This is a genomic window from Erysipelothrix aquatica (assembly GCF_009828825.1).
GTDB lineage: Bacteria > Bacillota_I > Bacilli_A > Erysipelotrichales > Erysipelotrichaceae > Erysipelothrix > Erysipelothrix aquatica_A.
The window spans coordinates 414640-437159 of the sequence record NZ_WTTA01000003.1 but is presented as its reverse complement, the minus strand read 5'-3'; the positions used below and the strand labels follow the sequence as shown (position 1 = coordinate 437159).

General features: G+C 40.0%; 22 protein-coding genes. All 22 read left to right on the top strand.

Annotation, left to right across the window (positions count from 1 at the left end):
* Positions 1-65: 65 nt before the first annotated feature.
* The 22 genes from GVV22_RS08005 (at position 66) to GVV22_RS07910 (ending at position 22499) form a co-directional block, all read left to right on the top strand.
* Positions 66-719, top strand: coding sequence for a response regulator transcription factor (locus tag GVV22_RS08005; RefSeq protein ID WP_159649597.1), 654 nt, complete (start codon positions 66-68; stop codon positions 717-719).
* A complete protein-coding gene (locus tag GVV22_RS08000) occupies positions 716-2062 on the top strand; it encodes a HAMP domain-containing sensor histidine kinase (protein ID WP_159649596.1) in 1347 nt (448 codons plus the stop codon). Before GVV22_RS08005 ends, GVV22_RS08000 begins: the two co-directional genes overlap by 4 nt.
* Entirely contained in the window at positions 2049-2180 is a 132-nt protein-coding gene (locus tag GVV22_RS11130) for a hypothetical protein (protein ID WP_268890717.1), read from the top strand. The genes GVV22_RS08000 and GVV22_RS11130 overlap by 14 nt, the downstream gene beginning before the upstream one ends.
* Positions 2181-2237: 57 nt before the next feature.
* On the top strand, positions 2238-2690 hold the full coding sequence (locus GVV22_RS07995) for a hypothetical protein (protein WP_159649595.1): 453 nt from the start codon (positions 2238-2240) through the stop codon (positions 2688-2690).
* Positions 2691-2693: 3 nt separating this feature from the next.
* Positions 2694-3062: a hypothetical protein gene (locus tag GVV22_RS07990; protein WP_159649594.1), complete on the top strand. Its 369-nt coding sequence runs from the start codon at positions 2694-2696 to the stop codon at positions 3060-3062.
* 239 nt (positions 3063-3301) lie between these two features.
* Positions 3302-4837, top strand: coding sequence for a glutathione ABC transporter substrate-binding protein (locus tag GVV22_RS07985; RefSeq protein ID WP_159649593.1), 1536 nt, complete (start codon positions 3302-3304; stop codon positions 4835-4837).
* 59 nt (positions 4838-4896) lie between these two features.
* On the top strand, positions 4897-5826 hold the full coding sequence (locus GVV22_RS07980) for an ABC transporter permease (protein WP_159649592.1): 930 nt from the start codon (positions 4897-4899) through the stop codon (positions 5824-5826).
* 14 nt (positions 5827-5840) lie between these two features.
* Positions 5841-6722, top strand: a complete 882-nt coding sequence (locus GVV22_RS07975; protein WP_159649591.1) for an ABC transporter permease — start codon at positions 5841-5843, stop codon at positions 6720-6722.
* 11 nt (positions 6723-6733) lie between these two features.
* On the top strand, positions 6734-8173 hold the full coding sequence (locus GVV22_RS07970) for an ATP-binding cassette domain-containing protein (protein ID WP_159649590.1): 1440 nt from the start codon (positions 6734-6736) through the stop codon (positions 8171-8173).
* The gene (locus GVV22_RS07965; protein ID WP_159649589.1) at positions 8170-9105 is read left to right on the top strand and encodes an ABC transporter ATP-binding protein; all 936 of its coding nucleotides are present in this window, start codon (positions 8170-8172) and stop codon (positions 9103-9105) included. Before GVV22_RS07970 ends, GVV22_RS07965 begins: the two co-directional genes overlap by 4 nt.
* Before the next feature lie 110 nt (positions 9106-9215).
* Positions 9216-11819 carry a sensor histidine kinase gene (locus GVV22_RS07960; RefSeq protein ID WP_201290705.1) on the top strand — a complete coding sequence of 868 codons (2604 nt, stop codon included), beginning with the start codon at positions 9216-9218 and terminating at the stop codon, positions 11817-11819.
* Entirely contained in the window at positions 11794-12480 is a 687-nt protein-coding gene (locus GVV22_RS07955) for a response regulator transcription factor (RefSeq protein WP_201290704.1), read from the top strand. Before GVV22_RS07960 ends, GVV22_RS07955 begins: the two co-directional genes overlap by 26 nt.
* Positions 12470-12655 carry a K(+)-transporting ATPase subunit F gene (gene kdpF, locus GVV22_RS11215; protein WP_201290703.1) on the top strand — a complete coding sequence of 62 codons (186 nt, stop codon included), beginning with the start codon at positions 12470-12472 and terminating at the stop codon, positions 12653-12655. Before GVV22_RS07955 ends, kdpF begins: the two co-directional genes overlap by 11 nt.
* 11 nt (positions 12656-12666) lie before the next feature.
* Positions 12667-14304, top strand: coding sequence for a potassium-transporting ATPase subunit KdpA (gene kdpA / locus GVV22_RS10990; protein ID WP_201290702.1), 1638 nt, complete (start codon positions 12667-12669; stop codon positions 14302-14304).
* 9 nt (positions 14305-14313) lie between these two features.
* Complete coding sequence (gene kdpB / locus GVV22_RS10985) at positions 14314-16341, top strand: potassium-transporting ATPase subunit KdpB (RefSeq protein WP_201290701.1); 2028 nt, start codon at positions 14314-14316, stop codon at positions 16339-16341.
* Between the two features lie 8 nt (positions 16342-16349).
* Positions 16350-16898, top strand: coding sequence for a potassium-transporting ATPase subunit C (locus tag GVV22_RS07940; RefSeq protein ID WP_159649587.1), 549 nt, complete (start codon positions 16350-16352; stop codon positions 16896-16898).
* 104 nt (positions 16899-17002) lie between these two features.
* A complete protein-coding gene (locus GVV22_RS07935; protein WP_159649586.1) occupies positions 17003-17365 on the top strand; it encodes an iron chaperone in 363 nt (120 codons plus the stop codon).
* Between the two features lie 323 nt (positions 17366-17688).
* Positions 17689-18252, top strand: a complete 564-nt coding sequence (ahpC, locus tag GVV22_RS07930) for an alkyl hydroperoxide reductase subunit C (protein WP_159639343.1) — start codon at positions 17689-17691, stop codon at positions 18250-18252.
* A gap of 2 nt (positions 18253-18254) precedes the next feature.
* Positions 18255-19766 (top strand): alkyl hydroperoxide reductase subunit F, encoded by a 1512-nt coding sequence (gene ahpF / locus GVV22_RS07925; RefSeq protein ID WP_159649585.1) that lies wholly within the window; start codon positions 18255-18257, stop codon positions 19764-19766.
* A 217-nt stretch (positions 19767-19983) separates the two neighbouring features.
* Positions 19984-21279 carry a hypothetical protein gene (locus tag GVV22_RS07920; protein WP_159649584.1) on the top strand — a complete coding sequence of 432 codons (1296 nt, stop codon included), beginning with the start codon at positions 19984-19986 and terminating at the stop codon, positions 21277-21279.
* A 36-nt stretch (positions 21280-21315) separates the two neighbouring features.
* The gene (locus GVV22_RS07915; RefSeq protein WP_159649583.1) at positions 21316-21948 is read left to right on the top strand and encodes a Type 1 glutamine amidotransferase-like domain-containing protein; all 633 of its coding nucleotides are present in this window, start codon (positions 21316-21318) and stop codon (positions 21946-21948) included.
* A complete protein-coding gene (locus GVV22_RS07910) occupies positions 21945-22499 on the top strand; it encodes a hypothetical protein (protein WP_159649582.1) in 555 nt (184 codons plus the stop codon). Before GVV22_RS07915 ends, GVV22_RS07910 begins: the two co-directional genes overlap by 4 nt.
* Positions 22500-22520: the final 21 nt, after the last annotated feature.

The window sequence follows — 22520 nt, the reverse complement described above, 5'->3', positions numbered from 1 at the left end:
GACTTGTAACAGAAATGTATCCAGATTAAAATACCGCATGATATACTGAACTAAAAGGAGCGCTTATGAAAATATTAGTTATTGAAGACGATAAATCGATTCTTTCATTGATTGAACAAACCCTCGTAGAACATGGTTATGATGTTGATGTTGCGCAAGATGGCCAACGTGGTGCCGATGCGATAGAAGCGAATCCGTATGACCTCATTATTTTAGATGTTATGCTCCCGATTCATAGCGGCTATGACCTGTTGCCGATGGTTAAGGATTATAAGATACCTGTTCTTATGTTGACGGCACTCGGTTCGATTGATGATAAAATTAAAGCATTCGACTTAGGCGTCGAAGACTATTTAACAAAACCATTCGAAGTCCCGGAGCTTTTAGCGCGCGTAAAAGTAATTTTACGACGTTACCACAACCCAATGACAAACCTGCAGTATAAGAATATTCAAATTGATCTTGAGGCATCGACAGTATGGATGGACGGAAATGTGGTTTCATTAACGCCATTAGAATACCGTCTCCTGATATTTTTAATTGAAAATACTGGAATTGCGTTGTCTCGCGAGTACCTTCTTGAAAGTATCTGGGAAACAGATCATGATGAAACACGAACGCTCGATTTACACATCCAAAGGTTACGTAAAAAAATGCATCTTGAGACAAATATTCGAACTATTTTTAAATTTGGCTATATCTTGGATCACCTATCATGAAACCTTATCTTAAAATTTTTACGATCCTTTTAGCAACGTTTGTAACGTTTATCTGTGCTGTTGGGATAACATGGTTCACCATCGCATCACAAAGCCTCATGCAACAAGCACAAGAACGGGCCCTAGAAGAACATAAGTCCCTTGAATATATAACAAAGCAGCGCGTCCCAGATATTGAAAAAGACGCACCCCGAGAACCATTGGAAAATGATTTGCGCCAAACGCTTCAAAGTGAATATGTCATTGGTTCCACATCCGGTGGCATTTTGCTCAAATCAGAGGACTATTCGGCTTTTGGTCCACTAGAACTCATGAGTACAGTTAATTATGACACAGTATGGATTAAAACCTACCAGTCTCCTACAGAAACCATGTTGGTCACACAAGAGTATATTGAAACAGCATTTAGTCCATTGGTTATTAGCTTACGCTACGACCTCACGAATACGATTCAAACGATTAATGTCTTATATTTTAATGCCGTGAGTGTCATGATCGTGGCAACGCTTGGATCAGGAGTTATTGCATGGATTTTAGCACGCTACGTTGTTAAACCAACAGAGACTCTGACACAAGCGATGGCTGAAGTCCGTGCAGGTAACCTCAAAACAACCGTTCGTGTTGATGAGATTGATAGTGATCGGGTTGCGGCAGTAGCCCATCAGTTTAATATAATGATGGCGAGTGTGAACCAGCAACTCTCGAGTTTGACGGATGCGAATGCGTCACAACAAGAATTCATTAGTTATTTGTCTCATGAAATCAAAACACCATTAACCAGTATATTGGGCAATGTCAACCGCTTGCTATCACAAAACAAAAATCCAGAAGTAGAAGCAACGCTCGTTGCAATCCATCAAGAAGCATATCGACTCAAATCATTATCAGTTTCATTACTCAAGCTCTATAGTCAAAATACGAAAGTGCTTCAAAATGTAACGCTTGATACACAGTGGCTATCGGAGTTAATTGTTAGTATTGCCGAGCCGACCCGTCAAGCACTTACGATTGAACTGGAGTCATCTACATTCGAACTCGATGAAGGGTTATTCCACATTGCGATTCTTAATGTAATGACGAATGCGATTGAAGCAACGATGGATCGTATGATACCAATACACGTTTGGGGAATCGATACACCCACGCACTACACAATCCATATTAAAAATAGAATAACATCAAAGCGTTCCTTAACTTCAAAATCAGAAAACTTTGGTATGGGTTTATCATTAACAGATAAAATAATGATGCTCCACAACGGATCCCTAACAACCCATCATACAGAAACACATTATGAAGTGGTACTTACAATTCCACATAGAGGTTACTATGAAACAGTATAAACTTTATGTCATCATGCTTTTACTCCTATTTGTACTTTTTGCACTGAGTATCGGTATTCTCAACGAAATTCGACACAAAACAATCGTTGTGGATGAGATTATTACCCGTGTGAAGTGAGCATGTCGCTTGCATGAAATACCGGGGGTGGTATATTTATAGTCAATGAGGTGACCTATGATACGTAACTACATTACCAACAATAAATATAAGTTTTTTGGATTCTTTGCTTTCTTTTTACTCGTAAATCTAGTTATTGACAATTTAAATATAAGCTATAGTGAAATGCAGTCTCAGTATTCACTTGGACTTGTCATGACTAATATCATTCTTAACATTCTTATGGCAGGTATATCTGCCTATTTAATGATGATCAGTAGTTTGCAGTTTAGCATCATTGGAAAAGAGAGCAAAAGTCAAAATTTTAGTTTTGTATCAATAATCTTTGGTATCTTGACATATGGCTGCACACCCTGCGTGGTTGCGTTCTTTGCGTCCTTTGGCGTTGCATTTTCAGTTTATGCCTTGCCACTAGCGAATTTACCTTATAAAATAATATCATTAGGAATTCTTGCTCTGGGTATTTGGTTTACGCATCGTGAACTGAATAAAACGTGTAAGATTGGGTAATGTATGAATAAAGATTTAGTTGCTTTTACAGGCGCATATTTTGCAAAGTATATGGATCAACATCCAGATGTTTCTAAAGTATTTGATAAAACGTATTCGACATTTACAGATGCCATCGAGTTTGGGTCACGGACGTACCGGGATGATCGCACATTTTATATTCATGCAAAGATCACGAATGAAGGAAAAGAAACTGTAATGCTTATCCATGATTTTGGGGGTACGGCAGCATACTTTGAAAAAGATGGATTTTTTGAATTGTTGGTGTCATATTTACAAGTTCTTAAGAAAATAAGAAACGTGAACACGGTTCGTTTTACCCAAAACACTGACCATTATTATAGATATGATTTACTTGAAAGATTACGTTAATCGGCCTCGGCCGATTTTTTTTTATTATTTTGAATGTGAAAGTTGCTTAATAATTGTTTTGGAATACAAACTATCGATTGTGAAGAAATCGCCACTATTCACAGACTATTTTTAACGAAGGAATGTAAAAGTTTACATTGAATATATGTAAAACTTTACAATTTATGATGAAAACATTTGCAATCGACTTGCGTTATGTGATAAACTCGAGAAAACCAGTGAAGAGAAGGAGAACAAATATGAAATATCGCAAAAAACTATCGATCATTATGATCGCAGCATTCGCATTATTTTTAACCGCATGTTCAAGTGGATCAAGCCAAGGAGCAAAAGATTCACTTATCATTGCATCAAGTGCTGATGCCGTAACATTTGACATCCAAAATACGAATGACCAAGCAACAACACGAATTGCCCGTCAAATCTATGAAACACTGATTAAACAAAATGAAAAACTTGAGTTAGAGCCCGGACTTGCAGAGTCATGGACTGCTATTGATGATACAACATACGAATTTAAACTTCGTAAAGACGTTAAATTCCACAATGGGGAAGCATTTACAGCGAAAGATGTCGCATACACCATGAACCGTGCAGCTGCATCTGAGCAAATTGGACACATTGTCGGTTCCGTTGATCCAGCAAAAGTAAAAATTGTTGATGATCATACTATTCAAATTGGAACCAAAGAACCATTTGGACCATTCCTAACACATCTTGCACACCCTGCAACAGCGATTATGAACGAAAAAGCTGTCACAGAGGGTGGTCAAGACTATGGAACACAACCTGTTGGTACAGGACCATATAAATTTACGAACTGGACTGCAGGAAGTGAAGTCAATGTAGAACGCTTTGCTGATTACTGGGGGGAAAAAGGCTTAGCAGAAACAATTACATTTAAAGTTATCAAAGAGAATTCGGTCCGACTTATTGCACTAGAGAATGGTGAAATTGACATTGCATTGGATGTTGCACCATCAGACATTGCCAAAGTTGAAGAAAACAAAGACTTAGCACTTTACCGTGACCTTAACTTATCAACAGGTTATGTTGGTTTCAACACTCAAAGTAAAACACCGGTCAATGATGTTCGTGTCCGTCAAGCAATTAACTATGCTATCGACGTAGATGCAATCGTTAAAACGGTATATCAAGGTGTTGGTAAAGCTGCACAAGGACCGTTAAATCCACTTGTGTTTGGTGCGAACTCAGAATTAGAACCATACAACTATGATGTAGATAAAGCGAAAGCATTGCTTGCTGAAGCTGGATATGCAGATGGTGGGTTTACATTGAAACTGCTTGTTGGTGACAACAATGCTGAGCGTATTAAGATTGCGGAAGTCGTCAAAGAAGAACTTTCAAAACTTGGAATTACAGTTGAAATTAACCAATTAGAATGGGGAGCATACTTAGATGCAACCGGAAAAGGTGAAGGTGATATGTATATTTTAGGATGGACAACTGTCACAACTGATGCTGATTACGGTCTGTATCCATTGTTCCACACATCACAATTTGGTAAAGCTGGGAACCGTGCATTCTATAGTAATCCTAAGGTTGATCAATTACTAGATGATGGTAAAACAACAACGGATCCAGCAGCCCGTGAAGCACTTTATAAAGAAGCACAAGTCATCATTCGTGATGAAGCTCCTTGGATTTTCGTTCAAGATGGCGAGAATGTCACTGCAACACGTAAAAATGTTCAAGGATTTAAACACCATCCAACAGGTTCATACTTCTTGAGCCAAGTTAAGGTTGGAGAGTAATTAACACTGAGTGGGGCGACAATCTCCCCACTCTTTTTTTAAAAGAAAGGATGAGTACAATGTACAAATATGTTCTAAAAAGACTTCTATGGGTCATTCCAATTCTCTTGGGTGTATCATTGATTGTCTTCGCAATCATGCACTATTCACCAGGAGATCCCGCAACTTTGATACTTGGTGAATCTGCGACACCTCAGGCAATTGCTCAATTAAGAAGTGAAATGGGGTTGGATCAGCCCTTCCTCATCCAATATTTCAAATATATTGGGAATGCGTTGCTAAAATTTGATTTGGGTCGTTCTTTTGTCAATAACCGTCCCGTCATCACTGAGATTATGACGCGTTTTCCAAATACAATGAAACTTGCTGGATATAGTATTGTATTAGCGGCAGTCGTTGGAATTCCACTGGGAGTTCTTGCAGCCCGTAAACCCTATTCAGCTGTGGATAATGGAACAATGTTTGTATCACTTTTGGGTGTATCCATGCCAACATTTTGGCAAGGGCTCCTACTCATCATTGTCTTCTCATTACAACTAAAATGGTTCCCATCCACTGGATTTGAATCATGGCAACAAATGGTCCTTCCAGTTATTACCCTTGCATCGAGTTCAATAGGATCGATTGCGCGTATTACCCGTTCAAGTATGCTAGATGTGATGGGACAAGATTTCATTCGTACAGCTCATGCTAAAGGGGTATCCCAGCGTGGGGTCATTTATGTCCATACATTACGAAATGCATTACTTCCTGTTGTAACCGTGATTGGATTACAGTTTGGAGCGCTTCTAGGGGGGGCAGTACTGACGGAGACGGTATTTAGTATAAATGGGCTTGGGACCTTGATGGTCAATGCAATTCGTCAACGTGATTTAATTGTCGTTCAAGGTGGGGTTCTCTTTATTGCCTTTATCTTTACGATTGTGAACTTAAGTGTTGACATCCTATATGGGTATATTGACCCACGAATTCGTTCACAATACAAATAGAAGGGAGATCCAATATGTTTAAACGAAATAAAAAGAAAGACATCGTGGTAGCTCCTGAAGGATCATTTCGCGATATATGGCGTGCATTAATCAAAAATAAACGAGCAGTTGTCGGTTTAATTTTTATTGTTGTTCTTGTCTTTGTTGCTATCTTTGCAGACAAAATTGCACCGTTTGGCATGACAGAACAAAACTTATCGAATGCGCTTCAACATCCTAACGGAACGCATTTGTTAGGAACTGATGCGCTAGGACGTGATGTCCTTAGTCGTATTCTATACGGAGCTCGCGTATCGGTCACCATCGGAATTTCAGCAGTTATTATCTCATTATTCTTTGGTGGTATTTTTGGATTGCTAGCAGGCTACTACGGCGGTAAAGTCGATACTGTGATTATGCGCTTTACAGATATACTCCTTTCAATTCCATCGATTCTACTTGCCATTGCGATCGTTGCCTCATTTGGTCCAAGTTTAATGAATTTAATTCTGGCGATAGGTATTGGAGGGATTCCAAGTTATACCCGGATTGTACGATCTGCAGTTATGGCTGTGCGCGAGAAACAATTCATTGAAGCAGCACATGCAATTGGCTTATCCAATACATCAATCATGATAAAACATATTGTACCCAACGTTTTATCACCGGTTATTGTTCAAGCAACCATGGGTGTTGCTTCTGCGATTTTATCGGCAGCAGGACTTGGCTTCATCGGATTAGGCATTGAAGCATCCGTTGCTGAATGGGGTACCATGTTAAGTTTGGGACGTGAACATATTCGAACACATACCTATCTTACGGTATACCCTGGACTTGCAATCATGTTAACCATTTTAGCCTTTAATTTATTGGGTGATGGGATTCGTGATGCAATTGATCCAAAAATGCGTGATTAGGAGGACTCAAGATGACAACACGACAATTATTTAAAATACAGAACTTACAAAAATACTACCCTGTCAAAAAATCCAGTGTCTTCCAACGTCACCAAGAGTATGTAAAGGCAAATAAAAATATTTCCTTGGAAATATTTGAAGGTGAGACGTTAGGCATTGTAGGTGAATCAGGATGTGGTAAATCGACATTTGGTCGAACGTTAATTCAACTTCAGGAACAGACTGGTGGTACAACCATGTTTTATGGTGATACCATTGAAAATCTGATGCCTTCCTACGTTAAAGAAACCTATGACTCAATTCCAAAAATATCAGGATCCTATGATAAAGATTTTGCGGAGTTAAAAGCATTGGAAGCACAACGAAATGATGAAGCGAGCATCGATGCGTATCGTCTCAAAGAAATTGACTTTAATAAGAAGTATGGTAACGTACTCCGACTCGCAGGTGGATTGTTGGTGCATGATGATCTTAATTTTGTCCGCCAGTTACTGATTAAACGATACAGTGCGGGATCAAAGCTAGCTCAAATTCATCAGGATTTATACATGACACAAGCCCGATTGAAAATTGTTGGAACTGATGCAAAATTAGAAGCCAATGAAAAACGTTTACAAACACAGTTTGAAGATGAAACAAAAGTCTTTGAAACAATCGAGGCTGAGGTAGAAGCTGTGAAAGCAACCTTAAGTGGTCATGAGCGCTTTGCGTACTTTGAATCATTTTTAGATCACGGCATTGATTTGACGTCATTATCTACGAAAGAATTACGAGGATTACGTCATAATATCCAAATCATTTTCCAAGATCCCTATTCATCATTAAATCCCCGTTTTACAGTTGGCGATATTATTGGTGAAGGGTTGATTACGCATGGTGTTTTTGAAAGTAAAAAAAGTGATGGCTACATTGAATACATTGAAGATGTCATGGAAAAATGTGGTCTTAGCAAGTCTTTTAGGAATCGTTACCCACACCAATTCTCAGGGGGTCAACGTCAACGTATTGGGATTGCCCGCGCTGTTGCGCTAAAGCCTAAATTCATTGTTTGTGATGAAGCGGTTAGTGCATTGGATGTTTCCATTCAATCGCAAATCATTAACTTACTTCAGGAGCTAAAAGAGAAAGAAAATCTTACGTATCTATTCATCACCCATGACTTAGGAGTTGTCCGATACATTAGTGACCGAATTGGAGTTATGTATTTTGGAAATCTGGTGGAATTGGCACCTGCTGATGAAATTTTTACGAATCCACAACATCCTTATACAAAACGTCTCTTAGATGCGATTCCACGCCTCAATGCTGAAGAAGCATTGTATGAATCCCGTGAAGACACACGATTTGAATTCTTGTTTGATGAAATGGGCGAAGCGGATAAGGATTGGTTTGAAGTATCACCCGGACACTTTGTCGCATGTCATTTGAAAGAAAGAGGTGAAGCAGCATGAGTAGCATTTTAGAAGTTAATAACTTGCACACATACTTTACAACCCGTCATGGATTGGTAAAGGCTGTCAATGGTGTTTCATTTAAAGTTGAAGCTGGAAAAACATTGGGAATTGTGGGGGAATCGGGAAGTGGCAAAAGCCAAACTGCGATGTCAATTCTCCAACTGTTTACAGCCAATCAAAAAATTCACGAAGGTACTATAACTTTTGAAGATAAAGCCATCTCGACGATGCCTGAAAAAGAACTTCAACAGATCCGCGGGAATGAGATATCTATGATATTCCAAGAACCGATGACCAGTTTGAATCCTGTTTTTACGGTTGAACGTCAAATTAATGAAGTACTTATTCTCCATCAAGGACTATCCAAAAAAGAAGCGTCGCAGAAATCACTTGAAATGTTGGAAGCAGTTAAGATTCCGAATGCGAAACGAATCTTAAAGTCTTATCCCCACCAACTTTCAGGCGGAATGAGTCAGCGTGTCATGATTGCGATGGCCCTTGCATGCAATCCCAAATTACTCATTGCGGATGAACCAACAACTGCTTTGGACGTCATTATTCAAGCAGAGATTTTGAAGTTAATGAATGATTTGAAACGTGATTTTAAAACGTCGATCATGTTTATCACCCATGACTTGGGTGTCATTAGTCAAATGGCGGATGATATCATTGTTATGCATGGTGGAAAGATTGTGGAAGCAGCGCCGATCGCAGCGCTCTTCAATAAACCCACACACCCATATACAAAACGTTTGATTGCGGCGTTTTTGAAAACTGATATCGCTGGAAAAACACAAGAGCGTCATGCGCTTGATTATTTCTCAGCGGAAACAGATGTGTTTGATTTTAGAGCCTTTAGAGAAGGACAGATTGATCCGGATTGGTATGAAATTGACCCCGGACATTTTGTAGCAGTAACACTTAAATAGACTTAAAGCCTGTACGATGAAGAAGGAACATTGTACAGGCTTTTTATGGGGCGTATTATTTAATACCGTCTTAATACTGTATGTGGTATGTTTGGGATGAGGTGATACAGATGAAACGTGGAAGTCTAAAAATATTTCTTGGTTATGCTGCGGGTGTTGGTAAAACATATGCGATGTTGGAGGCAGCACATGCTTTAAAGCAAAATGGGCATGATGTTGTGGCAGGCTACATTGAGCCGCACCAACGTCCAGAGACATCGGCGCAAATTAAAAATCTTGAAATAATCGAACCACAAAGTGTGTATCGACAAAACGTAGCCCTTCAAGAGTTTAATCTTGAAGCTGCCTTAGAGCGTCATCCAGAGTATATTTTAATTGATGAATTGGCACATACAAATGCCCCGGGTGTTCGTCATCATAAACGATATCAGGATATTGAAGAGCTTTTACATAATGGTATCAATGTGTACACAACAGTGAATATTCAACATATCGAGAGCTTGAACGATGTCGTCGAAGTCATTACAGGGGTGGTTGTTAACGAACGCGTGCCAGATCGAATATTTGATGCGGCAGAAACAATCGCATTAATAGATATTGCGCCCCGTGATCTGATAGATCGTTTGCATGCTGGTAAAATATACAAAACGGAGCAGGCTAAGCGGGCGCTGGATAATTTCTTTACAGAAGAAAACCTTGTCGCGCTGCGCGAGATTGCATTGCGTAAAACTGCCGATCAAATTAATCAAAACAGCTATAAAACAGCCCCATATTTTACGAAAGAGCACATTTTAGTGTGTCTTTCGGCGTCGCCGACTAATGAGAAAGTTATTCGTACGGCTGCACGGATGGCAGATGCCTTTCATGCAACGTTTACTGCGGTTTATGTTGATGACGAAACGGATGAGATGGATGATGTGTCGCGCCGACAACTTAAAGTTAACATACGTTTAGCGGAAGAATTAAATGCTCAAGTATCGTTATTATATGGTGATGATATCGCGTTGCAAGTTTCGGAGTATGCAAAAATTAGTAATGTCTCAAAAATCGTGATCGGCCGAAGTATTCGCAAACGAAGTTTGTTTAAAGGACAAAGCATTATTGACCAAATGTCAGAATTTGCACCGATGATTGATATCTATGTCATTCCGGATCAAGCGTCATCTTATTATCATCGCCGCTCAAGCATCATCCAAAAAGAATATTTTCAATGGAAAGATGGGTTTGTGGCATTTTGTATTATCGTTCTTGCGACGGCTATGGGTGCAATTTTTGCCGAGCAAGGCTTTAGTGAATCCAATATTATTGTTGTTTACTTGCTTGGGGTACTTCTCATCTCGATTCTCACACGGGGCCGTATTTGGTCATCGCTAGCATCGGTGGTATCCGTTCTTGTTTTTAATTATTTCTTTACACAACCACAATTTTCATTACAAGCGTATGACACTGGGTATCCCTTTACCTTTTTGTTTATGTTTATTGCGGCGTTTGTAACTAGTACACTGACCACAAAACTCAAACAAAAAGACATTCAGTCGGCGAAGAAGGCATACCGTACTGATATTTTGCTTGAAACCAGTTTGCGTTTGCAAAGTGCATCTAATCGCAGTGAGATCATCGATGCTCTGGGTCATCAAGTAAAGAAATTACTCAATACATCTGTCATCATTTATACTTTGGAAGCAGACCAACTCATTCCAACTGTATATAGTGATTTAAGCTCAGACTATATTCATGACGTGCTTTTAACGCAACAAGAACGTGCAATCGCACAATGGGTTTTTGAAAATAACAAACGTGCGGGTGCCCATACCAATACATTGTCAAACGCAAAACTTACTTATCTTGCAATTCGGTCTGTAGACAAAGTTGTGGCTGTACTTGGTTTTGCGAATCGCGAAGACGGCATGGACCCCTTTGAAAAGAATCTTCTGGTATCGCTAATTAATGAAGGGGGTCTCGCGTTGGAGAAAGCGTCGTTGGATGAAGATCAACATCAGAATGCGTTGTTGATTGAACAGGAAAAGCTACGATCCACAATACTTCGTACAATTTCTCATGATTTACGTACGCCTCTCACTACGATACTTGGGAACATGGATTTGCTCCAACAAGCGTCTTTAGATACAGTCAAAACGCATGAAATTTATAAGGATGTGCGAAATGATGCCTTGTGGTTGATTGATTTGGTTGAAAATATCTTAGCCATGACGAAAATTGATCAAGACCATGTGATGTTGCATATGGAGGGGGAAATCCTTGAAGATTTAGTAGATGAAAGTGTCCAAAGAGTGCGTACGAAAGCGAAAAATCATCGCATCGAAGTCGTAGATTCAGATATCCTTGCAACCGTTAATGTCGATTCAAAGCTTATGATTCAAGTTTTTACGAATATTTTGGACAACGCTTTAAAGTATACTCCTAAAGGAACGCTCATTAAGATAACAACGGAAATTGTCAATCATGAATGGGTGACGGTTCATTTTGAAGATCAGGGACCGGGAATTGCCGATAAATCAAGAATTTTTGAGATGTTTTACACGCAAGACCAGGACAGTCGTCGTGGTCTGGGACTGGGTCTATTTTTAGTATATGAAATCGTTAAAGCACACAAAGGGCGCATTAGTGTTGAGGATGTTTTACCGCATGGAACGTGCTTTAGTATCATGTTAAGGAGGTATGATGTTGATGAAACCACAACTATTAATCATTGAAGATGATCCTGTCATCCAAAATTTGATGCGGAATACGCTAATTCAAGATGGCTATGCCGTGACTGTAGCCAAAAGTGCCCGTCATGGGATGAAACTGTTTCACGATGCAGTATTTGATTGTGTGATTCTTGATCTGGGACTTCCAGATAAAGATGGCGTGTGGGTTGTCACCCAAATTCGTAACAGCTCTGATATCCCCATCATTATTGTGAGTGCACGGGCTGAGGTTAGAGATAAGATTGAAGCATTGGATGCAGGAGCAGATGACTACATTACGAAACCTTTTCAAGCCGATGAATTGATGGTTCGAATTCGGGTTCTTCAACGACGCATGCGCCGTCATGAAGACGAGACCAATCTCTACACGAACCGCAATCTTGTGGTTGATAATAACGCGAAAACAGTGAGTGTATCGGGCCAAGATGTGCATGTAACGCCAACAGAATATAAGTTACTCTTGCTTATGGTTGAAAACATGGGAAAAGTAATTACATACCAAAAAATACTTCGGGAGGTATGGGGTATGTATTCCGACAACATTCCTGCACTACGCGTTTTTGTGACAACGCTTCGTAAGAAAATCGAACACTATGATCCAGAAAATCGGTACCTTCAAACCCATGTGGGTGTTGGTTATCGCATGATAAAGTATGAAAAATAAGACCGGGTTTCTGGTCTTTTTTCTATGTCAAATTATTAATGCCACCTTAATATCCTCAGTGCTAGAATGGGGATACTCAAGAAACGGGGGATTCTCTATGATCTTACTGAGTATCGTAATTATTGCTGTGTTTGCATATCTCATTTATGCACTTATTCATCCAGAAAAATTTTAAGGGGAATGGTTATGACGTATACATTATCGTTTTTTATTTTGGCGGCTGCAGGAATTTATTTAAGTGGTCGTTACTTATATGCCATTATGAGCAATACATCTCATAGTGGACAAAAATTCTTTTCTAAAGTTGAGGCACCGTTGCTCGCACTGAGCGATGGCTCGAAAACCAATATGTCGTGGAAAACCTATTTTTGGGCACTTGTTAGAATTAACTTGATTGCTGTGATACTGGGAGGACTCATCCTTTTGATGACGTCAAACATGAGTTTAACACAGGTTATCCACACACTTTCAAGTTTTATTACGAATACCAATTTGCAACATTATACACCTGAAACCAGCCTAACAATGTTGGGACAAATGTTTGTCATCATGGTCATGATGTTTCTCTCAAGCGCCTCAGGAATCGCGGTGGGATTTGCATTTATTCGCGGATTATCCGGACAAGCCCTTGGAAACTTCTATAAAGATATTACACGTGTGTTAATTCGTTATTTGGTTCCAATCGCATTCGTAATTGGTCTCTTGCTTGTCTGGCAGGGGGTACCACAAACGTTGCTTGCGACACAAACTGCACACACAATCAGTGGATCCACGCAAACCCTCTATATGGGACCGGTTGCGGCCTTTGAAGCCATTAAGCATTTAGGAACAAATGGTGGTGGGTTTTTCGCAGCAGGATCGGCAGTACCGTTTGAAAATCCAAGTGTTATAAGTAATCTAATCAACATGGTGGCGATGACGTTGGTTCCGGGCGGTATGTTACTCGCATTCGGATTCAATGTACGCAAACAACATGGTAAAAAAGGATGGCTCGAAAGTACGCCCATTCTAATAGCCTCTGTCGTTTTCTTTATGCTCGCTTTTGCCCTCTTGGTTTTTGCAGAGACGCAAGGGAATCCGTTATTTACGCATCTTGGATTGAACTCACCAGCGAATCTTGAAGGGAAAGAACTCCGCTTTGGAATAGTCCAAACTGCCCTATTTACGACAGTATCGTCGGCATTTACCACAGGTTCAGTCAACAGTATGCTTGACTCAACGACACCTCTAGGCGGCATGGTGCCGATGGTGCTGATGATGCTTAATGTGGTGTTTGGAGGTTCGGGTGTAGGGCTCATGAATGTCATGATGTATGTCTTCTTAACAGTCTTTATGTGTGGTCTTATGATTGGTCGCTCTCCATCTTATCTTGGCAAAAAAATTGAAAGCCAGGAAATGAAACGTGTTGCGATGGTGATTGTGATTCACCCCTTACTTATTTTAGGATTTACTGCACTCGCAGTTGTAATGATACAAGGTGCTGGGAGCCACCACAGCTTATCCCAGGCACTTTATGAATTTACATCAGCGGCAGCGAACAATGGTTCGGGTTTCGAAGGTTTAGCAGACAATACGACATTCTGGAATGTATCGACGAGCATCGTTATGATTGTAGGTCGATATGTCACGATGTATCTCCAGTTAAGTATTGCTGCAATGATGTTGAAGAAACAAAGCATCAGTGAGTCTATCGGAACGTTAAACACGAATACGCCGTTGTTTACAATTGCGTTGATTGTCATTATCGTCTTAATTTCTGCACTTACATTTTTCCCAACCTTAATCTTAGGACCGATTGCAGAAGCGGTAAGCATGGGAATTTAGAGGTATCGTATGAATAAAAAAATAATCAAACAAGGACTCCTTGATAGTATCAAAAAATTGGATGTTCGTTACATGATCAAGAACCCCGTTATGTTCGTGGTCGAAATTGGATTTTTCTTAAGTGTAATCTTGACCTTTGCGCCAACTGCTTTTGGAGATCCAAACGCATCTATGCAAGTTATCAACGGAATTGTTGCGTTCATCTTATTGTTGACATTACTCTTCGCAAACTTTGCCGAATCCTTGGCTGAAGGACGGGGAAAAGCCCAAGCAAATACTTTGCGTCAAACTAAAAAAGACATGATGGCCAATCGTATCTTGCCAGATGGATCGTTTGAACATATTGCAGCATCCATGTTACAAAGAGGCGATCGGGTGCGCGTTGTTGCTGGGGAAACAATTCCTAATGATGGTGAAGTTATTGAAGGGGTTGCGACGGTTGATGAGTCTGCAATTACCGGAGAATCGGCTCCAGTTGTAAAGGAACCCGGAGGCGATTTCTGCTCTGTTACCGGTGGAACAACTGTTACGAGTGATGCATTGTTGATTGAAATTACGTCAGAACCAGGGGCATCGTTTCTCGATAAAATGATTGCGATGGTCGAAGGTGCATCGCGCAAAAAAACACCGAATGAGATTGCTCTAAGTACACTTTTGGTTTCATTAACTTTAATTTTTGTGATTGTGATTGTAAGTTTGAAACCGTTAGCGATGTATGTTGGCATCACTATTCCAACATCAATCTTAATTGCTTTAACCGTATGTTTAATCCCAACTACAATTGGGGGTCTCTTATCAGCTATTGGGATTGCGGGGATGGATCGAGTTACCCGTTTTAATGTTATCGCAATGTCTGGTAAAGCGGTGGAAGCATCGGGTGATGTGGATGTCATGATTTTAGATAAAACGGGAACCATTACATATGGAAATCGGATGGCCTATGCGTTTCTACCTGTTGCGGGTATTCAAGAAGCAACGCTTGCGCAGTATGCGGTGATTGCTTCATTGGATGACAATACACCAGAAGGAAAATCAATTATGTCTCTCGCTACAACGAAGGGGATTCACGTTGATGATGCGTTACGTGATGGTGCAACATTCCAAGAGTTTACAGCTCAAACGCGAATGAGTGGTTACGAACGAAATGGCCTTGTGGTGATGAAGGGTGCAGCTGATGCGATTAAGACGTATGCACTCAATCGCGGCCAAGCGATTCCATCCGATTTGGATGAGCATGTTAATGCTGTCTCTAAACTAGGCGGAACACCCCTAGTGGTTATTAAAAATGCAGAGATTCTGGGTGTTGTATACCTTAAAGATACAATCAAAGAAGGGCTTGTGGAACGTTTTGCACGTCTCAGAGCCATGGGAATAAAAACGATTATGTGTACCGGGGATAATCCACTTACAGCTGCAACAATCGCCCAAGAAGCAGGCGTTGATGGCTTCCTTGCTGAATGCAAACCTGAAGATAAAATTGATGTTATCAAACAAGAGCAAGCGCAAGGAAAAGTGGTTGCCATGACGGGAGACGGGACGAATGATGCGCCAGCGCTCGCACAAGCCGACGTTGGTATCGCCATGAATAGTGGTACGATTGCTGCGAAAGAAGCTGCAAACATGGTTGATTTGGACTCTGATCCAACTAAAATCTTAGATATTGTTGAGATTGGAAAACAACTTCTTATGACGCGAGGTGCACTCACAACGTTTAGTATCGCTAATGATATTGCCAAGTATTTTGCAGTGTTACCAGCCCTTTTTGTTGCATCTGTACCAGCATTAGGAATCTTGAATATCATGCACCTCAATTCGGCAACATCTGCAATCCTGAGTGCTCTTATCTTTAATGCATTGATTATTCCAGCATTAGTCCCTATTGCCATGAAAGGTGTTAAATACCGACCAACAAGCTCAGATGCATTATTGAGCCGCAATCTCATGGTCTTTGGCTTGGGTGGAATTATCACGCCATTTGTGGCGATTAAGTTGATTGATCTTGTGATTACGCCGCTCTTACTTTGGGCAGGAATCTAGGAGGAACTATGAAAAAAATACTGAAAAATTGTCTCTTCGTTGTTGCACTTACGATTCTATGTGGTGGTGTCTTCCCCCTTGCACTTACAGGCCTTGCGCAACTTACAATGCCCCATCAAGCGAATGGTAGCCTGATTTATGCCGGGAAGGTTGTGATAGGTTCGGAGTTGGTTGGCCAGGACTTTGAGGGTAGTGATTACTTTTGGGGACGTCCATCGCGTGTTGCTTACAATATGGATGGGAATGCGAGTGGATCGGGGTCAAACAATTACAGTGTGTCAGACCCACAACTCGAACAACGCATTGTAAATCGCAGCGAGGGACTTTCCCTTTTCGATACGGGAAATGCAATTCCAACAGATTTGGTAACAGAATCAGGTTCCGGATTGGATCCGCATATAAGTTACGAGTCAGCACGTATTCAAGTGCCCAGAATAAGTCAAAATACAGGTATATCAGAATCTGAGCTTATCGTGTTAATTGATAAACATACTGATAATTACAAACTCACTCATGTCGTGAACCTTAACTATGATCTTTACGAACTTAGAAAGTAATGGAAAAGCGTTGATCGATCAACGCTTTTTTGGTGTCAGAATAGGAAGCACTTTCGCGTCCGTGTTATAATTATAAAAACAATGACTGATGCGGAGGTATTATTATGCATGATGAATTTTTAACAACACTTCGGGATGCAACGCAACGTGAAAAATTAGCGTCCATTTTGACATGGATTCAGTTGCACTATCCACATTTAGACGCCGTCGTAAAATGGAACCAACCCATGTTTCTCGATCACGGAACCTTTATCATTGGATTCAGTGTCTCGAAACAGCATATCGCGGTTGCACCCGAAGTTGTGGCAATGAAGCAATTTGACCTCGCGATTCAAGAAGCTGGCTATAAAGCTACAAGTAATTTGTTCCGTATTAAATGGAATGATGCCATTTCATGGGACTTGTTGGAGCAAATTATTTCCTTTAATATCGAAGACAAAAGCGCCATCACATCATTTTGGCGCTAAATGTTTTTAACAGAGTATTTACACAAAAATGATAGGATAAAAACAGAGTAGGGTTAGACTATGGCTGTAGGGATGAACACTACACATTATTCTGGGATTATGCCACACGAATCATTGTTTCTCTTCCTTGTTCTCAATTCTGAGTGTGGTCAAAAAAGGTTGTTTATGAACAATCTTTTTTTCTATTTGCAAGGAATAAAGACGTAAACCCGACGAATCTTACAAAATGTGAACATTCAATGATAATGATAACTATTATCATTGACTTTATTCGCACAAAGCGTGACAATGTATGTAGCGGGGAAACCCAAGGAGGATAAAGTATGTCATTAATTGGAAAAACAATTGAGCCATTCACAGCGAATGCTTATCACAACGAAGAATTCATCAGTGTCAGTGATGAAAACTTTAAGGGACAGTGGAGTGTTGTGTGCTTCTACCCAGCGGACTTTACATTTGTATGCCCAACAGAACTCGCAGATCTTCAGGATCAATATGAGACGCTAAAAAAACTGGGTGTTGAAGTATATTCAGTATCCACCGATACACATTTTACACATAAAGCATGGCATGACCATTCAGAAGTAATCAGCACAATTGAATACATTATGATTGGTGATCCATCACACCGTATTTCTCGATTCTTTGATGTTCTCAATGAAGAAGAAGGAACTGCCCAACGTGGAACCTTTATTATCGATCCCGATGGTGTCGTACAAGCAATGGAAATCAATGCGGATGGTATTGGTCGTGATGCAAGTACACTTATTGATAAAATTAAAGCAGCACAATATGTTCGTAAAAATCCAGGTGAAGTTTGCCCAGCAAAATGGAAAGAAGGAGAAGAAACACTCACTCCAGGACTTGACCTTGTAGGGAAAATTTAAACATGCTCGATGCAAATATTGTTAAGCAACTTGAAAGCTATGTTGCCTTACTTGAAGGTGATGTTGTCTTAACACTCAGTGTTGGTGATGATGAAACATCTCTCAAATTAAAATCATTTGTGGAAGAAGTTGCCGCATTATCGCCACGAATCACGGTTGTTTCTGATACCTTGTCACGAACACCAAGTTTTGCAATTGGTGATACGGGCATTGTCTTTGCAGCAATTCCCTTGGGTCATGAGTTGTCTTCGTTTGTGTTGGCACTCATTCAAGCCAGTGGTCGTGCTCCCAAAGTTGATGCAAGCCTTATTCAAAGAATTCAAGGCATTACAGATACCTTGCATTTTGAAACCTATGTGAGTTTATCGTGTCATATTTGCCCTGATGTCGTTCAAGCTCTTAATATTATGGCAGTACTCAACCCGAACATTAGTCATACAATGATTGACGGTGGTATCTTTAAAGCAGAAATTGAAGAACACAATATTATGGCTGTACCAACAGTCATGTTGAATGGTGAGGAATTCTCTGGTGGCCGTATTACTTTAGAAGAAATTGTGGATAAAGTAGGTGGTAAAGCTGCAATCACGGCAGATTTATCGAAACCTTATGATATTCTTGTCATTGGTGGTGGTCCAGCGGGAAGCAGTTCGGCTATTTACGCTGCACGTAAAGGACTTCGTGTCGGAATGATTACAGACCGTATGGGTGGTCAAGTTCTGGAGACACTTTCCATTGAAAACTTGATTAGTGTTCCACAAACAGAAGGCCCTAAACTAGCAATGGCTTTAGAAGCACATGTCAACGAGTATCCAATCGATATCATCAAATCACGGACAGTTGCATCCCTTCGTAAAGAAGATCTTGCGATAGCAACGTTAGAAGATGGTACAGAAATTCGCAGTAAAATGGTCGTCCTCGCAACAGGTGCCCGTTGGCGTAACGTTAATGTCCCGGGTGAACAAGCGTTTAAAAATAAAGGCGTGGCTTATTGCCCTCACTGTGATGGACCGCTTTTTGAAGGTAAACGTGTAGCTGTTATTGGTGGGGGAAACTCAGGAATCGAAGCAGCCATCGATTTGGCAGGAATTACCAAACATGTTACTGTCGTTGAGTTTATGCCTGAATTGAAGGCTGATGAAGTGCTGCAAAGACGTCTTGCGACACTTGATAATGTAACCGTCGTCACCAACGCTCAAACAATGTCGATTGAGGGTACGGAGAGTGTCAACGGCTTACGCTATAAAAATCGAGACACTAACGTTGAAAGTCATGTCGATCTTGACGGTGTATTTGTTCAAATTGGTCTTGTGCCTAATACAGAATGGTTGGGCGACTTTGTTGATAAGACAAAACAAGGCGAAATCATTGTCGATAAACATGGTGCAACAAGTGTACCTGGCATCTTTGCTGCAGGTGATTGTACCGATAGTTCTTATAAGCAAATAATCATTGCGATGGGTTCTGGTGCAACTGCTGCATTGGGTGCATTCGACGCGCTCATTCGTGAATAGTTAATAAAATTCAAAAAGATGCACACTGTGTGCATCTTTTTTTACTTTGTCTAAGTTGTATGTATTGATGTCTAAATGGACAAATATTCTTAAATGCTTGTGAAAATATGAGTTTTATGTGTAAATTATGCATTTGGCATCATATTTGATTTGAAAGAAAACGTTTCATGAATTAAAATAAAAGTATATGTACATCATGTAACTAGGGGGTAGGAACATGAAGAATTTGTTAAGTGCAAAAACATTACGATATCTTAAAATTATTGATATCACACGCGAGACCGGCGTTGTGACTTTCGATATGATTCAAGCCGTCAACAGTTCTAGTAAAAACACAGTGTATGCAGATTTAGAATTCATGCGCGAGCAATGGGGCGAGTTTTTGGATATTCGTGTCAATAAAAATAATGTTTTTATATCAAATAATGCTATGCAGGATTTTATTGAAGTCCGAAAAGAACTGTTTCGTAATGAAATCGGCATACGTTTTTTGCTGAACATTTTTGAAAATCCAACGCATACAATTGTGGATCATGCACTTGATTTATCATATAGTGAATCACACCTTCGAAAAATTGTGATTGAAATCAATAAATTCATGAAACAATTTAAAAGTGAAGTGGTCTATAATCAAAATAATGCCCTCGTCTATACGACAACGAGTGAAGGCCATCTTAATTATGCCATTGCAGAAATAATCAAATTTTCAGATTTAGAACCGACGCTTCCGACAGTGGATCGTCAAGTTTTTGCGGAGGTTTTAAACTATGTTTCAACGTATAAAAACGTAGAAGCTGTACATATTGTTGATAACATTGAAATGATCATTCGGGTTGCGATGTATCGCATTCAAACACATCAAACTACAGAAACTGCCATCGTTGACCAATTCCGTAATACTGTATTAGCCATTGATCATGAAACATTCCACCGTGATTTTGTGGACTCTGTTGAACGTAACTTTGATGCGTTATTTGACCGCACTAAAATTGATGCTGAGTCGTACGAAACGTTCCTCGATACCCTCTATATTCTCGTTATTTGGGCCCGCACGTTCCCTGTGAAAATAGATACGATTATGAATCGACATGCTATTTTTTATAAAGAATTTAAACGTCAAAACTCCTACTACGCCAATTACGTTGAATTAGGAACACAAGCACTGGGTAAGGATTTAGGAATCGATTTATTACCGTTTGTAGATGATATGGTTTTCCACATCTACAATAACATTCCCCATTTACGAAACTACAAACGTTTGGATATTGCGATTCATAGTGATTTGGGTTTCCATCACACGCAAGCGATTATCGCATTTTTGATGAAGTACTTTAACACACAACATTTCTTTGAATTTGACCCCAAAAAAGAATTTGATCTCTTATTGTCGACAACAAGCAGTATTTTTAGAGGAACACCGATCATCAAAAAATTGTATCCCATTTCAGATTTGCCGAATGATCGTGATATCCAGAATATTTTCAGACTGATTCAATATACACAAAAAGTTTAGGGTATAATAAGAATAATACAGTTTGAAGGAGATCGTATGAAAAACTTAGTACTCACATCATCGTTTATTGATTTTGCACCCGAATTAGAAAAGTTGGGAATTAAGAGTGACGATACGCCCTTACGTGTTGCCTTTATTCCTACGGCATCATATGTCGAGACCGTGGATTTCTATGTCGATGAAGCAAGAAAATGGTTTGAAACACATAACATGGCAATCACGAATCTGGAGATAGGTGCCTTACATGAATCTGACATTGTATCGATCATCGAAGGCAGTGATATTATTTATGTATCAGGGGGGAATACGTTTTATTTACTTCAAGAACTGCGTAAAAAAGGCGTTGATAAAGCGATTGAAAAACATGTTGCAACTGGGAAATGGTACATTGGTGAATCTGCCGGATCAATCGTATGTACGCCCAATATTGGTTATATAACGCTTATGGATAACGAGGCAGCAGCAACAACTTTAACAAGCCATCGTGGCTTAGGTTTGGTTGATGTTCATATCGTTCCCCATCAAGGCAATGAATATTTTGATGCCGAGGTGACTGAAATTATTGAAACATACAGTGAGGCTTACAATTTATGTGTGATTGATGACCACCAAGCAGTGGTTGTGATTGATGATGCATTGCAAATCATGACCGTCGGTAGTCCAAAGTGAAGGTAATAATTGGGGCAGGGGATACAGATTATCCTGGATGGATTGCCACGAATTGTGACGTTTTAGATGTACTATCACGTGACAGCATGCACGCGTTTTTTTCGAAGGAGAAAGCGTGTGCGTTTTTAGCTGAACATGTGTGGGAACATTTTACAGAAGAAGAAAGGGTTCGTGCTGCACAGCATTGTTATGAGTATCTACAACATGGTGGATACATGCGCGTTGCGGTTCCGGATGGAAATTTGCAAGATGCATCTTTTCTAAAAATTGTGGGTGTCGGCGGACCAGGGCCCAAAGATCATCCTGCAGCGACACATAAAATCTTATATACGTATAAAAAACTCATATCTGTTTTTGAACGTGTAGGGTTTAGAGTGAATCTTTTAGAGCATTGCGATGAAGTTGGAAATTTTCATTTCAGTTATTGGAATCCTGACGATGGCATGATTGGTCGTTCCTTACGCTTTGATAGTCGAAACAGCCACGAGAAGATTGGTATGGCATCGATTATCATTGATGCACATAAACCACTGACTATCAAGGCTCGCTAATTAGCGGGCTTTTTTATGATG

Coding starts and splice junctions, on each gene's coding strand:
- GVV22_RS07970 (WP_159649590.1), top strand. CDS start 6,734: ATGACAACACGACAATTATTTAAAATACAGAACTTACAAAAATACTAC.
- ahpC (WP_159639343.1), top strand. CDS start 17,689: ATGTCATTAATTGGAAAAACAATTGAGCCATTCACAGCGAATGCTTAT.
- GVV22_RS07990 (WP_159649594.1), top strand. CDS start 2,694: ATGAATAAAGATTTAGTTGCTTTTACAGGCGCATATTTTGCAAAGTAT.
- GVV22_RS07940 (WP_159649587.1), top strand. CDS start 16,350: ATGAAAAAAATACTGAAAAATTGTCTCTTCGTTGTTGCACTTACGATT.
- GVV22_RS07915 (WP_159649583.1), top strand. CDS start 21,316: ATGAAAAACTTAGTACTCACATCATCGTTTATTGATTTTGCACCCGAA.
- kdpA (WP_201290702.1), top strand. CDS start 12,667: ATGACGTATACATTATCGTTTTTTATTTTGGCGGCTGCAGGAATTTAT.
- GVV22_RS07960 (WP_201290705.1), top strand. CDS start 9,216: ATGAAACGTGGAAGTCTAAAAATATTTCTTGGTTATGCTGCGGGTGTT.
- kdpB (WP_201290701.1), top strand. CDS start 14,314: ATGAATAAAAAAATAATCAAACAAGGACTCCTTGATAGTATCAAAAAA.
- GVV22_RS08005 (WP_159649597.1), top strand. CDS start 66: ATGAAAATATTAGTTATTGAAGACGATAAATCGATTCTTTCATTGATT.
- GVV22_RS07955 (WP_201290704.1), top strand. CDS start 11,794: ATGAAACCACAACTATTAATCATTGAAGATGATCCTGTCATCCAAAAT.
- kdpF (WP_201290703.1), top strand. CDS start 12,470: ATGAAAAATAAGACCGGGTTTCTGGTCTTTTTTCTATGTCAAATTATT.
- GVV22_RS07920 (WP_159649584.1), top strand. CDS start 19,984: ATGAAGAATTTGTTAAGTGCAAAAACATTACGATATCTTAAAATTATT.
- GVV22_RS07985 (WP_159649593.1), top strand. CDS start 3,302: ATGAAATATCGCAAAAAACTATCGATCATTATGATCGCAGCATTCGCA.
- GVV22_RS07975 (WP_159649591.1), top strand. CDS start 5,841: ATGTTTAAACGAAATAAAAAGAAAGACATCGTGGTAGCTCCTGAAGGA.
- GVV22_RS07995 (WP_159649595.1), top strand. CDS start 2,238: ATGATACGTAACTACATTACCAACAATAAATATAAGTTTTTTGGATTC.
- GVV22_RS11130 (WP_268890717.1), top strand. CDS start 2,049: ATGAAACAGTATAAACTTTATGTCATCATGCTTTTACTCCTATTTGTA.
- GVV22_RS07965 (WP_159649589.1), top strand. CDS start 8,170: ATGAGTAGCATTTTAGAAGTTAATAACTTGCACACATACTTTACAACC.
- GVV22_RS07935 (WP_159649586.1), top strand. CDS start 17,003: ATGCATGATGAATTTTTAACAACACTTCGGGATGCAACGCAACGTGAA.
- GVV22_RS07980 (WP_159649592.1), top strand. CDS start 4,897: ATGTACAAATATGTTCTAAAAAGACTTCTATGGGTCATTCCAATTCTC.
- ahpF (WP_159649585.1), top strand. CDS start 18,255: ATGCTCGATGCAAATATTGTTAAGCAACTTGAAAGCTATGTTGCCTTA.
- GVV22_RS08000 (WP_159649596.1), top strand. CDS start 716: ATGAAACCTTATCTTAAAATTTTTACGATCCTTTTAGCAACGTTTGTA.